This window comes from Bradyrhizobium sp. B097 (assembly GCF_038957035.1).
In the GTDB taxonomy this organism is placed as follows: Bacteria; Pseudomonadota; Alphaproteobacteria; order Rhizobiales; family Xanthobacteraceae; genus Bradyrhizobium.
Genome location: NZ_CP152412.1, coordinates 1,913,158 through 1,926,694 on the forward strand (window position 1 = coordinate 1,913,158; position 13,537 = coordinate 1,926,694).

At 63.7% G+C, this 13,537-nt stretch carries 14 protein-coding genes; 10 read left to right on the plus strand and 4 right to left on the minus strand.

Annotated elements, in window-relative coordinates; genetic code table 11:
* Positions 1 to 99: 99 nt before the first annotated feature.
* On the plus strand, positions 100 to 1,023 hold the full coding sequence (locus AAFG07_RS08820) for an AraC family transcriptional regulator (RefSeq protein ID WP_342726921.1): 924 nt from the start codon (positions 100 to 102) through the stop codon (positions 1,021 to 1,023).
* 17 nt (positions 1,024 to 1,040) lie between these two features.
* On the opposite strand, the gene AAFG07_RS08825 is transcribed toward AAFG07_RS08820, so the two are convergent.
* Both AAFG07_RS08825 and AAFG07_RS08830 read right to left on the minus strand, forming a co-directional pair.
* Positions 1,041 to 1,667 carry a hydrolase gene (locus AAFG07_RS08825; RefSeq protein WP_342726922.1) on the minus strand — a complete coding sequence of 209 codons (627 nt, stop codon included), beginning with the start codon at positions 1,665 to 1,667 and terminating at the stop codon, positions 1,041 to 1,043.
* Positions 1,668 to 1,681: 14 nt separating this feature from the next.
* Positions 1,682 to 2,497, minus strand: coding sequence for an alpha/beta hydrolase (locus AAFG07_RS08830; RefSeq protein WP_342726923.1), 816 nt, complete (start codon positions 2,495 to 2,497; stop codon positions 1,682 to 1,684).
* Between the two features lie 311 nt (positions 2,498 to 2,808).
* On the opposite strand from AAFG07_RS08830, the gene AAFG07_RS08835 reads away from it, so the two are divergent.
* From AAFG07_RS08835 to AAFG07_RS08870, 8 genes are all read left to right on the plus strand, one after another.
* Positions 2,809 to 3,447 carry a hydrolase gene (locus tag AAFG07_RS08835; protein ID WP_342713089.1) on the plus strand — a complete coding sequence of 213 codons (639 nt, stop codon included), beginning with the start codon at positions 2,809 to 2,811 and terminating at the stop codon, positions 3,445 to 3,447.
* Positions 3,448 to 3,579: 132 nt separating this feature from the next.
* A complete protein-coding gene (locus AAFG07_RS08840; RefSeq protein ID WP_342726924.1) occupies positions 3,580 to 3,864 on the plus strand; it encodes a XapX domain-containing protein in 285 nt (94 codons plus the stop codon).
* Positions 3,861 to 5,738, plus strand: coding sequence for an amidohydrolase (locus AAFG07_RS08845; RefSeq protein ID WP_342726925.1), 1,878 nt, complete (start codon positions 3,861 to 3,863; stop codon positions 5,736 to 5,738). The genes AAFG07_RS08840 and AAFG07_RS08845 overlap by 4 nt, the downstream gene beginning before the upstream one ends.
* Position 5,739: 1 nt before the next feature.
* Complete coding sequence (locus tag AAFG07_RS08850; protein ID WP_342726926.1) at positions 5,740 to 6,180, plus strand: DoxX family protein; 441 nt, start codon at positions 5,740 to 5,742, stop codon at positions 6,178 to 6,180.
* 25 nt (positions 6,181 to 6,205) lie between these two features.
* On the plus strand, positions 6,206 to 7,159 hold the full coding sequence (locus AAFG07_RS08855; RefSeq protein WP_342726927.1) for a glyoxalase: 954 nt from the start codon (positions 6,206 to 6,208) through the stop codon (positions 7,157 to 7,159).
* Positions 7,160 to 7,167: 8 nt separating this feature from the next.
* Positions 7,168 to 8,589, plus strand: a complete 1,422-nt coding sequence (locus AAFG07_RS08860; RefSeq protein WP_342726928.1) for an alginate export family protein — start codon at positions 7,168 to 7,170, stop codon at positions 8,587 to 8,589.
* Position 8,590: 1 nt separating this feature from the next.
* The gene (locus AAFG07_RS08865; protein WP_342729094.1) at positions 8,591 to 9,286 is read left to right on the plus strand and encodes a YoaK family protein; all 696 of its coding nucleotides are present in this window, start codon (positions 8,591 to 8,593) and stop codon (positions 9,284 to 9,286) included.
* Between the two features lie 6 nt (positions 9,287 to 9,292).
* Positions 9,293 to 10,894, plus strand: a complete 1,602-nt coding sequence (locus AAFG07_RS08870) for a Na+/H+ antiporter (RefSeq protein WP_342726929.1) — start codon at positions 9,293 to 9,295, stop codon at positions 10,892 to 10,894.
* A 59-nt stretch (positions 10,895 to 10,953) separates the two neighbouring features.
* Here the strand turns inward: AAFG07_RS08870 and AAFG07_RS08875 are convergent, their stop codons facing one another.
* Positions 10,954 to 11,583 carry an alpha/beta hydrolase gene (locus AAFG07_RS08875; RefSeq protein WP_342726930.1) on the minus strand — a complete coding sequence of 210 codons (630 nt, stop codon included), beginning with the start codon at positions 11,581 to 11,583 and terminating at the stop codon, positions 10,954 to 10,956.
* A complete protein-coding gene (locus tag AAFG07_RS08880) occupies positions 11,580 to 12,518 on the minus strand; it encodes a ring-cleaving dioxygenase (protein ID WP_342726931.1) in 939 nt (312 codons plus the stop codon). Before AAFG07_RS08880 ends, AAFG07_RS08875 begins: the two co-directional genes overlap by 4 nt.
* Positions 12,519 to 12,641: 123 nt before the next feature.
* Here AAFG07_RS08880 and AAFG07_RS08885 point away from each other — a divergent pair, with 123 nt between their 5' ends.
* Positions 12,642 to 13,535 (plus strand): LysR family transcriptional regulator, encoded by an 894-nt coding sequence (locus AAFG07_RS08885; RefSeq protein ID WP_342726932.1) that lies wholly within the window; start codon positions 12,642 to 12,644, stop codon positions 13,533 to 13,535.
* Positions 13,536 to 13,537 lie beyond the last annotated feature (2 nt).

Here is a 13,537-nt window from a genome sequence, read left to right on the forward strand (position 1 = left end):
ACCGCATCATCGGCTGTGGTTTTTGGAACGATTTACTGGCCATGCGATGGGGCGGGGAATAACCATCGGCGCGGTGTGCAGAATCTCGACGGGGCCCCGATGGACGACACCGATGCTTCATCCGACGGCTTCTACGGCCGTCGACTCGCCTCGCACCTCGGAATGGAAGGCGATTGCGTTCGCAAGATCAATCGCCACGGCAAGCTCGCGCTTGCCATCACGCGATTGACATGTACCCGATTTGTTCGTGAGCGGACTGCGGCGATTCCGTCGGAGCCTGCATTCAGCATCCTCCATCAACTGGGCGATCTGGACCGGCACTCATGCTGGCTCGCCGGGCGCCAGAGGTATTCCGGATCGTTCGGTGCGGGAACCGTAAGCGTCATCGACTTGCGCGACAATCCGCAGTGCGAGTTCAGAGGCCCGTTTGATGCGCTTCAGTACTACATCCCGCGCCGCGCTCTTGACGACTTCGCCTACGAGAACAGCGCGAAGCCGATCTCCACGCTGAAGTGGACCCGTGACCGGCGCGATCCCTATCTGTCCACGCTTTCAAACGTTCTCTTGAACGCCCTCGAAGAGGAGAGCGCGAACAATCAACTCTTCGTCGATCAGCTTGGACTGAGCTTGCTCGCCCATTTCGCGCAGACCTACGGTGATCTCAGCTCGCGCGAAGGCATTCAGGAGGGGGGACTGGCGCCATGGCAGGAGCGGCGTGCCAAGGAGATCATGCGTGCCCGCCTCGCCAGCGGTTTGACGATCGCCGATGTCGCGGCCGAGTGCAGGCTGACGCCGAGCCATTTTGCCCGCTCGTTCCGGCGCAGCACGGGTATCGCTCCCCACGAATATCTCTCCCGGCTCCGGATCGATGAGGCCAAGCGCCTGATGACCACCACCAGGCTGCCGTTGGCGGATATCGCGCTGATCTGCGGGTTCGGTGACCAGAGCTATTTCACCCGGGTCTTCTCGCGCAGCGTGGGAACGAGCCCCGGCGCCTGGCGCAGGGCTCGTTCTGAAGGCTGAAGGGCTTCCGCCGAAACCTAGGTAGGATGGATCATGTCACGCGCGTAGGACAAGCCGATCCCGTATCCGCCGCCATGGGCTTCGACGATGGCTCTCGCGTGGTCATAGGTCTCTCGGCGGGTCCAGTCTCGCTGCAATTCCAGAAGCACCTGGATCCACGATGTTGGCCGTGCGCCCGCGGCCTCCATGCGGCGAAGCGCGAGGTCATGGCCGACCGTGGTGAGACCTCCGCAGGCGTCGCCGACCACGTAGACCTCGAGCCCGGCGGCCAACGCCGATAGAACGGTGAAGCTGACGCATGCTTCGGTCAGCAGTCCCGATACGATGAGACGCCGCCGGCTGGTTGCGAGAATCTTCCCACGCGCGTTGTCGTCTTCCCAGACGTTCATGTTGCGCCGCTCGATCGGGACGATGCCAGGTAAGGCCGCACTGATCGCCGGCATCAGCGGACCGCTGTAGACTTTCGTCGCAGAGGTCGAGGCAATGACCGGAAGGTTGAACGCCGTGGCCGTCTTGGCCAGGGCGACCACGTTGTTGAGGAGGACTTGCCGGTCGATCGAGCTAACGCCGAAGGCGAGCCCGGCCTGCTGGTCGGCGAACAGGAGCGCGCAGTCTTTCGGTTCGAGAAGGGGAGCGTCGGTCATGTGTTCACCCAATGTCACGACTTGAGGAATTCGAGCAGATCAGCGTTGAGCTGGTCCGTGTGGGTCGTGGCGGTCGCGTGCGGAGCGCCGGGATAGACCTTGAGCGTGGCGGACTTGATCATCTCGGCCGCGCGCTTTCCGGTGTACTGAAGCGGGACCACCTGATCGTCGTCGCCGTGGACCACCAACGTGGGAACGTTGATCTTCGCCATATCGGGACGGAAATCGGTTTCGGAGAACGCGGTCACGCAGTCGATCGTCGCCTTGATGGAGGCCTGCAAGCCGATCTGAAGTGTCTGCTTGAAAATGCCCTGGGAGACCTTGGTGCCGTGGTTGGTCCCATAGAAAAGCGGACTGAAATCATCCAGGAATTGCGGACGGTCCTTGGCGAGCCCGGCCTTGATGCCGTCGAAGACGGCCTTGTCGACACCGTCATGGTCCGCCGTCTTGCCGAACAGGGGAGTCACGGCGCTCACCAGCGCCAGCTTCGACACCCGCGAGGAGCCGTGGCGCGCGACGTAGCGCACGATGTCGCCGCCGCCCATCGAGAAACCGACCAGGGTGACGTCTGTGAGCTCGAGATGCTTGACGAGTTCGGCGATGTCATCCGCGAACGTATCGTAATCGTAGCCTTCCCAGGGCTGGCCCGACCGGCCAAAGCCGCGGCGATCGAACGCCACGGCGCGGAAGCCGTGACTGGCGAAGAACAGCATCTGGGCGTCCCACATGTCCGCACTGAGCGGCCAGCCATGGCTGAACAGGATCGGCTTTCCGCTGCCCCAGTCCTTGAAGTAGAGGTCGGTACCGTCCCGTAATTTCAGCAGCGCCATCAGTTGCTCCTTTGTGGTGGCGATGGCCGCGCACCGATGCGTTGGGCCATCCCCGCCAAACTCATCGATGGAAGCCCCCTTGGCTTGGACGGCCTCGGCGCTGTTTGCACGGCCTCGCGGTCTCGGCCGAGCGCGCCGTCTGCAAGCTCCGAAGGGCAGTTTTGTCGCACGCGAGCCTTCATCGCGACTTCGTCCAAGCAGCGAACAACCTGTCCAAGCGGCGGCGGCGCCTCGGGTCATACAGTCGAAGCCGTACGGACGCTGGATGTCATTCGCTCCGGCCGGCAATCGTCAATTCAAGGAGAATCTCGATGTCCAAACTCGACATGCTGACCCCAGACAACAGCGCCATTGCGCTCATCGACTACCAGCCGGCGATGTACCAGGGCGTCCAGTCGCACGACCGCCTCGTGGTGTTCAACAACGTCCAGATCCTGGCGAAGGCCGCCAAGCTGTTCAAGATTCCGACCGTGCTGTCCACGGTTGCGAAGGACTCGTTCTCCGGACCGTTCATGCCTGAAGTCGCCGAGCTCTTCCCCAATCACGACATCATCGACCGCACCTCGATGAACTCCTGGCTCAATGCCAATTTCCGCAAGGCGGTCGCCGCGACCGGCCGCAAGAAGTTCGTGATCGGCGGCCTCTGGACCGAGGCCTGCGTGATGTTCCCGGCGCTGGACATGCTGAAGGAAGGTTATGAGGTCTACATCCCGGCGGATGCATGCGGCGACCTGTCCATCGAGTGCCACAACCGCTCGATGGAGCGTCTCGTGCAGGCCGGCGCGGTTCCGATCACCTCGTGCCAGTACGCGTTCGAGTTGCAGCAGGACTGGGCACGCACCGAGACCTACGACGGCATGATGGAGATCCTGAAGGCGCATTCGCCTTACGGCATCCAGATCCGCTTCTCGAAGTGGGCGCTCGGCGAGCATGCGTCGGAGGCTGGCTAAAGCATGAATCGGAAAAGCGCGAAGCGGTTTTCCGAATAGATCGTGCTCGAACAAGGGGCCAACGCGCGATGACCTGATCTCATCGCGCCTTAGGCCGCCTGATTTCTCCCTCCATCCTCCGAGAGGGGTGCGATGAAGATCTACATACTGTCCCTTGGCGCCGGCCTGCTGGTCGGCGTCATCTACAGCCTGCTCAACGTACGTTCTCCCGCACCGCCTCTGGTGGCTCTGGTCGGCCTGCTCGGCATCCTCATTGGCGAGCAGATCGTTCCCGTCGCCAGGCAGATGGTCGTTGGCGAGGGCCTTGCCGCCGCATGGCGGCAGGCGAAATGCGCGCCTCACATGTTCGGCCTGCTGCCGGGGCGGCACGCCGAGGAAGTCAAGACAACCACAGATGTTGCGGAGAAGGCGTCATGAGCGCTCCTGATACGATTCTGCATCGCGGCCTTTTCACCACGCTCGACCGTTCCAATCCGGCCGCCAGCGCCGTCGCCATCACGGACGGGCGCTTCACGGCGGTCGGCCACGACCACGACGTGATGCCGCTGGCCGGGCCATCGACCAGGGTGATCGATCTGAAAGGGCGGCGCGTCCTGCCCGGGCTGATCGACAATCATCTGCACATCATTCGCGGCGGGCTCAACTTCAACATGGAGCTGCGCTGGGACGGCGTATGGTCGCTTGCCGACGCGATGGCCATGTTGCGGAAGCAGGTCGCGATCACGCCGCCGCCGCAATGGGTGCGCGTCGTCGGCGGATTCACCGAGCATCAGTTCGCCGAGCGGCGCCTGCCGACGATCGACGAGCTCAACGCGGTCGCGCCGGATACGCCGGTCTTCATCCTCCATCTCTACGACCGCGCGATGCTCAATGCCGCAGCGCTGCGCGCCGTCGGCTACACCAAGGATACGCCGGAGCCTCCGGGCGGCGAGATCACGCGCGACGCGAAGGGCAACCCGACGGGGCTCCTGCTCGCCAAGCCGAACGCCAACATCCTCTATGCCACGCTGGCAAAGGGCCCGAAGCTGCCGTTCGAGTACCAGGTCAATTCGACCCGGCACTTCATGCGTGAGCTGAACCGGCTCGGCGTCACCGGCGCGATCGACGCCGGCGGCGGCTTCCAGAACTACCCGGAGGACTACGCGGTCATCCAGAAGCTCTCGGACGAGGGGCAGCTGACGATCCGGCTTGCCTACAACCTCTTCACCCAGAAGCCGAAGGGTGAAAAGGACGATTTCCTGAACTGGACCAGGACCTCAAAATACCAGCAGGGCACCGATTACTTCCGCCACAACGGCGCCGGCGAAATGCTGGTGTTCTCGGCCGCCGATTTCGAGGATTTCCGCGTCGCCCGGCCGGACATGCCGCCGGAGATGGAGGGCGAACTCGAGGGCGTCGTTCGCATCCTCGTCCAGAACAAATGGCCGTGGCGGCTGCACGCGACCTATGACGAGACGATCTCGCGCGCGCTCGACGTGTTCGAGAAGGTCAACCAGGATATGCCGCTGGACGGCCTGCACTGGTTCTTCGATCACGCCGAGACGATTTCCGACCAGTCGATCGATCGCATCGCCGCGCTCGGCGGCGGCATCGCCGTGCAGCACCGCATGGCCTATCAGGGTGAGTATTTCGTCGAGCGCTATGGGTACGGTGCCGCCGAAGCGACGCCGCCGGTGAAGAAGATGCTCGACAAGGGCGTCAAGGTGTCCGCGGGCACCGACGCGACCCGGGTCGCTTCCTACAATCCCTGGGTCTCGCTCGCCTGGCTCGTGACCGGCATGACGGTCGGCGGCCTGCGGCTCACTCCGCCGCGCAACTGCCTCGACCGCGAGACCGCGCTGCGGATGTGGACCGAGAATGTCACCTGGTTCTCGAACGAAGAAGGCAAGAAGGGGCGTATCGAGGTCGGGCAGCTCGCCGATCTGATCGTTCCGGATCGCGACTATTTCTCGTGCAGCGAGGCCGAGATCGCCGATACGTCGAGTGACCTGACGGTGGTCGGTGGCCGTATCGTTTACGGTGCCGGAGACTTCAAGGCGCTCGACACCAACGCGCCGCCGCCGGCGATGCCGGATTGGTCGCCGGTGCGCAGCTTCGGCGGCTATGGCGACTGGCTCGGAGCTGACGGCAAGGCAAAGGCGGTGCGGGCGAACGCCATGCAGATGTGCGGTTGCGCCAGCAGCTGCGGTGTGCACGGCCATGACCATGCCCGCGCCTGGACCGGCAAGCTGCCGGTTTCGGACCTCAAGAGCTTCTGGGGCGCGCTCGGCTGCGCCTGCTGGGCGGTTTGAGATGCATGCGAAGGCCGGCACGCCGCGCTGGATCGCAGCCATCCTGTCCTGGCCGCGGCTGCTGCCGATCGCCAGGGTTGCCTTGGTCTCGGCCTTCCTGATCGGCGGCATCCAGAAGCTCGCCGATTTTCCGGCAGCCGTCGCCGAGCAGGCGCATTTCGGTCTGCAGCCGGCCTGGCTGTGGGCCGCAGCGGCGATCGTCGTCGAGCTCGGCGGCTCCCTGCTGGTCATCGCCAACCGGTTCGTCTGGCTTGGCGCCGGCGGACTTGGCGTGCTCACTTTCGTGGCGATGCTGACGGCGAACGCATTCTGGCTGTCCACAGGCCACGAACGGTTCATGGCGCTCAATGCGTTCTTCGAACACCTCGGCCTCATCGCCGGTCTTGTCGTCGTGACGATCTGCGCTGAAAAGACGCAATCTCGTCGAGTCAGCGAATTCTAGTCCAATCTCGCTCAAGGAGTTGTCCATGAAACGGCTATCGGCATCGATTCTGCTCTTGTCGGTTGCGGCCATTGCCGCAGCGGCGCCAGCGGTCGCCAGGGATGCGGGAAAAGCCGGCAGGGAAATGGTTGCGGTGGCGCCGCAATACGACACGACCCATGTCTATGTCGCGCCTGATGACGTGGACAAGTTCGTGTCGAGCTTTCTGGCGACGTTCGGCGGCCAGAGCACCAAGCAGGTGGTCGCAACGGTCACGCCTACGCCGAGCAGCACGACGTCGCAATTGCTCCAGACGCCGGTCGGCACGGTCTCGCTGTTCGGCTTCAAGACGCCGGTGCCGTATCCCTTCGGCGCCGAACGGAACGGATATCTGGTCAGCGACATGGACGTTGCGGTCAAGGCCGCCCGTGCGGCGGGCGCCGACGTGATCGTCACGACCTTCCCGGATCCGATCGGACGCGACGCCGTGATCCAGTGGCCGGGCGGCGTCAACATGCAGATCTACTGGCACACCACCAAGCCGAACTACGCGGCCTTCGAGAAGATCCCGGAGAACCGGGTGTATGTTTCGGCCGACAGGGCAGATGCATTCGTGCGGAGCTTCCTTGCCTTCTCGCGCGGGAAGGTGGTGTCGCAAGCCGCGAAGGCCCCCGGGATCGAGATCGGCAAGACGGGGCAGACTTATAAGAGGATTCGCATCGAATCGGCATTCGGCAAGATGGTCGTTCTCGTGACCGACGGTCAGCTGCCCTATCCCTACGGCCGCGAGACGACGGGCTATGAGGTGGCGGATCTCGACGCGACGCTTGCCAAGGCAAAGACGGCCGGAGCCGCCGTCCTTGTCGAGCCCTACACGTCCGAAGGAAGGTCCGCGGCGATCGTGCAGTTTCCGGGCGGTTACATCGCGGAGATACATGCGACGCCTGCCAAACACGCTGCCCGTGCAGACCAGCAGCCCCTCGAACGCGCCTTGAAGTAATGGTCGTTATGCCGGCTTGGATCGACACGCGAATTGTCAGGACGCTATTGCCCCTTCTGGCGATCGCGTCCTCAGTCCATGCCGCCGTTGCGGCAGATGGGGATGACGCGACTGCGAAGCGGCCTGCGATCCAGGCCAACCGATGGGCCGAGGATTGGTCGGTGCTTGCCGATCCCAGGTTGCGGACCGAAGCCTTCGACGGGCTCAAATACATTCCCCTGTGGGCCACGGATCCGAAGAGCTACGTCTCGCTTGGGGCCACGTTGCGCGAGCGCTTCGAGTCGAACAATGCGGCGGCATTCGGAACCAGCAACACCCCCGCGGACAGCTACCTCCTGCAGCGGCTTCAGGTCCATGCCGACGTGCATTTCGATGAAAACTGGCGGGCGTTCGTCCAGCTCGAGGACGATCGTGCCTTCGACAAGCTGAACGTCTCCTCGGTCGATCAGGACCGCCTCGATCTGCGACTGGCTTTCATCGAGTATGTCAACACCACCGCGGCGGGCACCTTCAAGGCGCGCGCCGGACGTCAGGATTTTGCGTTCGACCTGCAGCGCTTTGTTTCATCGCGGGACGGACCGAACGTGCGCCAATCCTTCGACGCGGTTTGGGCCGATTGGGAGAGCGGTGCCTGGCGCATCCTCGGATTCGTCAGCCGGCCCGTTCAATATTTCGACGTGCGTCCGTTCGACGACACGTCGAACGACCGCTTCAAGTTCAGCACGCTGCGCGTAGAACGGAAGGTATTCGGAAACGACGAGCTGTCCGGCTATTATTCGCTCTATGAGCGCAGTGACGCCAAGTATCTGGACGCGCGCGGCGACGAGCAACGCCATATCCTGGACATACGGTTCGCAGGCAAGGGCGCCGGATTCGATTGGGACCTCGAGGCCATGGGGCAGGCCGGCCAGGTCGGTACGACGGACGTGCGGGCCTGGGCGGTCGGTGCGCGGACAGGCTACACCTTTTCCGATGTGACATGGCAGCCGCGTATCGGCCTGCAGCTTGACGCAGCATCGGGCGACCGCCACCCCGGCGACGGTGTGGTCGAGACCTTCAATCCGCTGTTTCCGAACGGCTACTACTTCACGCTGGGTGGCTATACGGGGTACACCAATCTCATCCATCTTAAGCCTGCGATCTTCGTCAATCCCACGGATCGGCTCAAAGTGATGGCGGCGATTGCGTTCCAGTGGCGTCAGACGACGGCTGATGCGATCTATGTGCAGCCGAACGTGCCGGTCGCGGGAACGGCAGGAACCGGAAGCGCTTGGACGGGTGCGTACGGGCAGTTGCGCCTCGACTACGCCTTCAACGATCATCTCACCGGCGCGGTCGAAGCGGTACACTTCGCCGTCGGCAATACGATCCTCGGCGCCGGCGGGCACACCAGCAACTATCTCGGTGTCCAACTCCAGTACGGCTGGTAGCATGTCAAAGCCAATTTCCCTTCTTGCCCTGCTGATGAGCCTCAACGCAGGTTTCGTTGATACGGCCGGCTTCCTCGCCCTTCAGGGGCTGTTCACGGCGCATGTCACCGGCAACTTCGTCACCTTCGGTGCCGCGATCGTGCTCGGGACGTCCGGGGCGTTGGCCAAGCTGCTTGCGCTTCCGGTTTTCTGCGCGGTCGTGATCGTCACGAGGATCTTCAGCTTCTATCTCCCGGTCATGGGACTACCGATCCTCCGCTCGATGCTGGCGATCAAGACGCTGCTTCTCGCGATAGGTGGCGCAGCGGCCGTCCATTTCGGGCCGTTTGTGCAAGGCGACAGTTGGCAGGCGATCGTCACCGGGATGCTCCTCGTTGCCGCGATGGCCATTCAGAACGCCGCTCATCGCATCCACATGGGTACGGACCCGCCCAGCACTCTGATGACGGGAACGACGACCCAGATCATGATCGATGCCGCTGACGTCCTGCGGCGCGCGCCGGTCTCGGTTCTGACCGTTGCAAAGCCCCGCTTGGGCAAGATGTCGGCGAGTGTGGCTGCGTTCGCCTTGGGGTGCGCGGCCGGCGCCTGCCTTTATGCCAAGTTCGGTACCTGGTGCTTCGTCCTGCCTCCGCTCATCGCGTTGCCGGCGGTGTTCCTGGCGGGGGGCGAGCCTGCACCGGAAAAGACGGCCTAGCGCGCGATGAGTTCAGCCGAGTCGTTCCAGACCATCCTTCTGCTGCTGATGATTGCCGTCGTGCTCGACACGGTGGCCCGTCGCTTGCGCCTGCCGTCCGCGTCGGTGCTGGTGCTGGCCGGCATTATGCTGGCCCTGGTTCCGGGACTTCCCGAGGTGGAGTTCGACCCGGACTTCGTCATGGTGCTGTTTCTTCCGCCGCTCTTGCTCTCGGGCGCCTATTTCACGGTGTGGCCTGACTTTCGGGCCAATCTCAGGATCATCCTGCAGTTGGCGGTCGGAGCCGTCGTGTTGACGACCCTGCTGGTCGGTGTCGTGACACACTTCTTCTTCCCGGCACTGCCCTGGGCCGCGTGTTTTGCGCTTGGCGCAATCGTTTCGCCGCCCGACGCCGTCGCGGCGCGGGCTGTGCTCGACCATCTCAACGTCCCGCCGCGCATCGCTGTCCTTCTCGAAGGCGAAAGCCTCATCAACGACGCATCGGGCCTCGTTCTCTTTCGTTTCGCAGTCGCCGCCGCACTGACCGGTGCCTTCAGCGCTGAGGCGGCCGCAGTAAGCTTCGTCTACGTTTCGGCCGTGGGCATCGGTATCGGTCTCGCGCTCGGCTGGATATGCGCCTTCGTCGCCGGACGATTGACCGATGCCAGGCTAACCGTGGTCTGGACCTTCCTGTCGGCCTGGGCCGCCTATCTGCTGGCCGACCGCCTGCATGTGTCGGGCGTGCTTTCGACGGTTGCGTGCGGGCTGATCCTCGGACGCCTGCAGCACAAGGCCTTGAGCGCAGCGTCGCGCGTGCAGGCGCTGGCGGTGTGGTCCGTCGTGACCTTCGTGATGGAGGCCCTGGTCTTCGTATTGGTGGGGTTGGCGCTTCGCGGCGTTCTGCACCGGTTCGGCTCGGATTGGGGAATCGTGCGCACGCTTGCGCCGGCGGCCGCGACGATCTTTGCAGTGATGGTGCTCGCCCGGTTCGCGTGGATTTTCCCGACCGCCTACATTCCGCGAGCATTGATCCCGTCGCTCCGCGAACGGGATCCCTATCCACCGCTGGCCGTTCCGTTGGTGATGAGCTGGGCCGGGATGCGCGGGGTCGTGAGTCTCGCCGCCGCATTGTCATTGCCGGAGCATTTTCCGGGCCGCGACATCATCCTGTTCGTGACCTTCTGCGTCGTCGCCGCGACCATCGTCGTCCTCGGACTGACGCTTGGTCCGGTGGCGAAGACGCTGACCGGGAAGGAGTTCCTGCTGCACGGAGACGAAACGCTGTCCGAAGAGGCGATCCGGGCCGAAATCGCGCGTGCCCAGTTCGATGCGATCCGCGCACATTCGCTTGACGGCGAGGGGAAGCATGCGCATCCGCGACTCGTTGAGCAGTACGGGCATCGTCTGGCGATTGCCGAGGACCACGCCCTCGGCAAGGGCCCGCACGAAGAGCGGAGGCTGCAGCATTATCGTGCGGTGCTGATCGCGGTGGATGCCGGCCGCAGCAAGCTGCTGGAGCTCTTCAACGGCGGGCGCATTCATGACAGCATCATGCACCGGCTGGAAGGAGAGCTGGACCAGGAGGAGCTGTTCGGGGCGCGCGTGGTCGAGGTGATGGAAGGCGACTGACAGGCGTATCCAAGGCAATGGAGCCGAACTGCCGGAGTGACAGTTCGGCTCGCATCAAGCTAGGCAACCCGGGCATCGGCACCGGCGATCCAATCGTGGGCCAGATTGACGTCCGCCTGCGACAGCTGGTGACCGGACGGCAAGGTCCTGAGAATCACCTTGGCTCCCGCGTCGGCCAGCATTGCCGACAGCCTCGCCGCATTGCCGGGTGGAACGATCGGGTCTGCCTGTCCCGACAAGATGAGCACCGGTTTGCCGTCGAGCCTGGCTTTCGGCGGGTCCGACAAGGGCACCATGGCCCTCATTAGCACCGCGCCGGCGAGAACGTCCGGCTTCATCAGGAGAAGCGCGGCCGCGATGTTCGCGCCGTTGGAAAATCCCACCGCGACCGGCGCCGCGATGCCGTGGCGTCGCCCTGCGTCTTCGACGAATGCTCCAAGCTCGAGCGCGCGCTTGCGCACGTCTTGTTCGTCGAACACGCCCTCCGCCAGGCGGCGGAAGAAGCGCGGCATGCCGTGTTCGAGGACGCGCCCGCGTGGCGAGAGCAGGGCCGAGCCCGGCGATATCATGGCGCCGAGTTGCAGCAGATCGTTCTCGTCGCCGCCGGTGCCGTGCAGGAGCAGCAGCGGCGGCGCGTCAGCCTTGCTGGCTTTCTCAAAACGATAGACGAATGAGGGGGCGTCCGTCACGATACGGCTCCTTCCAGCTTCGGCAAGACGCCTTCGATCTCCTTGCGATGCGACTCGAGGAAGCCCGGCAGCTTCAGTTCGTGTCCCAGCGTCTCCACCGGCTCATCGACGGCAAAGCCCGGGACGTCGGTCGCGATCTCGAACAGCACGCCGCCCGGCTCACGGAAGTAGATCGAGCGGAAGTAGTTGCGATCCTTCTGTTCGGTCGGATGCAGCCCGTGATTCTCGACGAGCTTCTGCGCCATCTTGCCCTGCTCGGCATCGTCGGCCGCGCGGAATGCGATGTGATGCACCGAACCGCCGCCTTGATGACCGCGCAGGAATCCCTTCGCCTCATAGATGTCGACGACGCTGCCGTTGACGTCACCGGGCGCCTTGTAGCGGATCACGGAGCCCTCTCGGGCCGTCTCCTTGAAGCCGAACACATCAGTCAAGACCGCCGCGGTCTTCCCGGCATTGTCGAGCAGAAGGGTCACGCCGTGAAAGCCGCGGATCGCGTGCTCGACCGGAACGTCGCCATTGCTCCAGGCCGGCTCGTCTTCGGCACCCGGCACGCCGACGAGCGCCAGCGCCATGCCGTCCGGATCCGTGAATGGCAGGACCGATTCTCCGAACCGCTTTTCCAGCGCTTCGTAATGGATGCCCTTTTCAAGGAAACGCTGCGTCCAGTAGCCGAGCGAGCGTTGCGGCACGCGGAAGGCGGTCTGGTGGGTTTCGCCGACGCCCCTCCGGCCCGGAGGAACGCCCTGCCAGGGAAAGAACGTCAGGATCGTGCCGGGCCGGCCGGTCTCGTCGCCATAATAGAAGTGATAGGTGGCCGGATCGTCGAAATTGACGGTCCGCTTGACGAACCGCAGGCCGAGATCCCGCGTGTAGAAGCCAAAATTCCTGATGGGGTCACCAGCGATGGCGGTGACATGATGAAGTCCTGACATGTTCTTCCTCCAGCTCGAACGAGCAACTTCGTTTCGCGAATACATATCGGACGGCTTTGTTCTGAGGACAATTCATGGTTTTATGGCAGCTATGTCTACGATTTGGCGACAATCGAGGGGTGGATGGACAAGCTGGCGAGCCTGAGAGCCTTCGTGAAGGTCGTCGAAAGCGGCAGCTTCGCCGAGGCCGGCCGCCAGATGCGGCTCTCGCGGTCGGCGATCAGCAAATATGTCGGCGAGCTCGAGGAGAGCCTCGGGGTGCAATTGCTGAACCGCACCACCCGGCACGCCAGCCCGACCGAGAACGGCCAGATGTATTTCGAGCGGGCCGTCGTCATCCTCTCGGATGTCGATGCGGCGGATCAGGCGGTCACTCAGTTGCAATCGGCGCCGCGCGGCCTGTTGCGCGTCAATGCGCCGATGTCGTTCGGCACGATGCGCCTCGGGCCCGCGCTCGCCGATTTCATGACGAAGTATCCGGACCTTCAGATTCAACTCGTGCTGAGTGACGATCTTCTCGACCCCGTCCAGGACGGCTTCGATGTGACACTGCGCATTGCCGAACTGGAATCCTCGAGCCTGATCGCGCGCAAGATCGTCCCCGTCCCGCGGCGGGTCTGCGCATCGCCCGATTATCTGAAGCGTCATGGTACGCCGCTCCATCCGCAGGATCTGCGCGATCACGTCTCCCTGACCTACGGCTTCCTGCTGACGGGCAATCAATGGAAGCTGACAGGCGACGATGGCGTGCATTGGATTCAGCCGGCGTGGTCGCTGTGCGTCAACAACGCAGAGGTGCTGCGCGACGTGGCGGTCAGGGGCAAGGGCATCGCGCTGATACCGGAGTTCATCGCGGCGGAGGCCCTGAAGAACGGCAGCCTCCAGGCCGTCCTTGCGAACTATTCGGCGCCGCCGCTCACCCTTTATGCGGTCTATCCGCCGACGCGACATCTTGCCGTCAAGGTCCGGCTCTTCATTGATTTTCTCGTCGATCGGTTCGGATCGGGCGCCGGCTGAGC

Excerpts from the sequence above, each read along its gene's own strand:
- AAFG07_RS08880 (WP_342726931.1), bottom strand. The coding sequence starts at position 12,518 with ATGTCAGGACTTCATCATGTCACCGCCATCGCTGGTGACCCCATCAGG.
- AAFG07_RS08885 (WP_342726932.1), top strand. The coding sequence starts at position 12,642 with ATGGACAAGCTGGCGAGCCTGAGAGCCTTCGTGAAGGTCGTCGAAAGC.
- AAFG07_RS08830 (WP_342726923.1), bottom strand. The coding sequence starts at position 2,497 with ATGGCGCTGCTGAAATTACGGGACGGTACCGACCTCTACTTCAAGGAC.
- AAFG07_RS08870 (WP_342726929.1), top strand. The coding sequence starts at position 9,293 with ATGAGTTCAGCCGAGTCGTTCCAGACCATCCTTCTGCTGCTGATGATT.
- AAFG07_RS08855 (WP_342726927.1), top strand. The coding sequence starts at position 6,206 with ATGAAACGGCTATCGGCATCGATTCTGCTCTTGTCGGTTGCGGCCATT.
- AAFG07_RS08850 (WP_342726926.1), top strand. The coding sequence starts at position 5,740 with ATGCATGCGAAGGCCGGCACGCCGCGCTGGATCGCAGCCATCCTGTCC.
- AAFG07_RS08860 (WP_342726928.1), top strand. The coding sequence starts at position 7,168 with ATGCCGGCTTGGATCGACACGCGAATTGTCAGGACGCTATTGCCCCTT.
- AAFG07_RS08840 (WP_342726924.1), top strand. The coding sequence starts at position 3,580 with ATGAAGATCTACATACTGTCCCTTGGCGCCGGCCTGCTGGTCGGCGTC.
- AAFG07_RS08845 (WP_342726925.1), top strand. The coding sequence starts at position 3,861 with ATGAGCGCTCCTGATACGATTCTGCATCGCGGCCTTTTCACCACGCTC.
- AAFG07_RS08865 (WP_342729094.1), top strand. The coding sequence starts at position 8,591 with ATGTCAAAGCCAATTTCCCTTCTTGCCCTGCTGATGAGCCTCAACGCA.
- AAFG07_RS08825 (WP_342726922.1), bottom strand. The coding sequence starts at position 1,667 with ATGACCGACGCTCCCCTTCTCGAACCGAAAGACTGCGCGCTCCTGTTC.
- AAFG07_RS08820 (WP_342726921.1), top strand. The coding sequence starts at position 100 with ATGGACGACACCGATGCTTCATCCGACGGCTTCTACGGCCGTCGACTC.
- AAFG07_RS08835 (WP_342713089.1), top strand. The coding sequence starts at position 2,809 with ATGTCCAAACTCGACATGCTGACCCCAGACAACAGCGCCATTGCGCTC.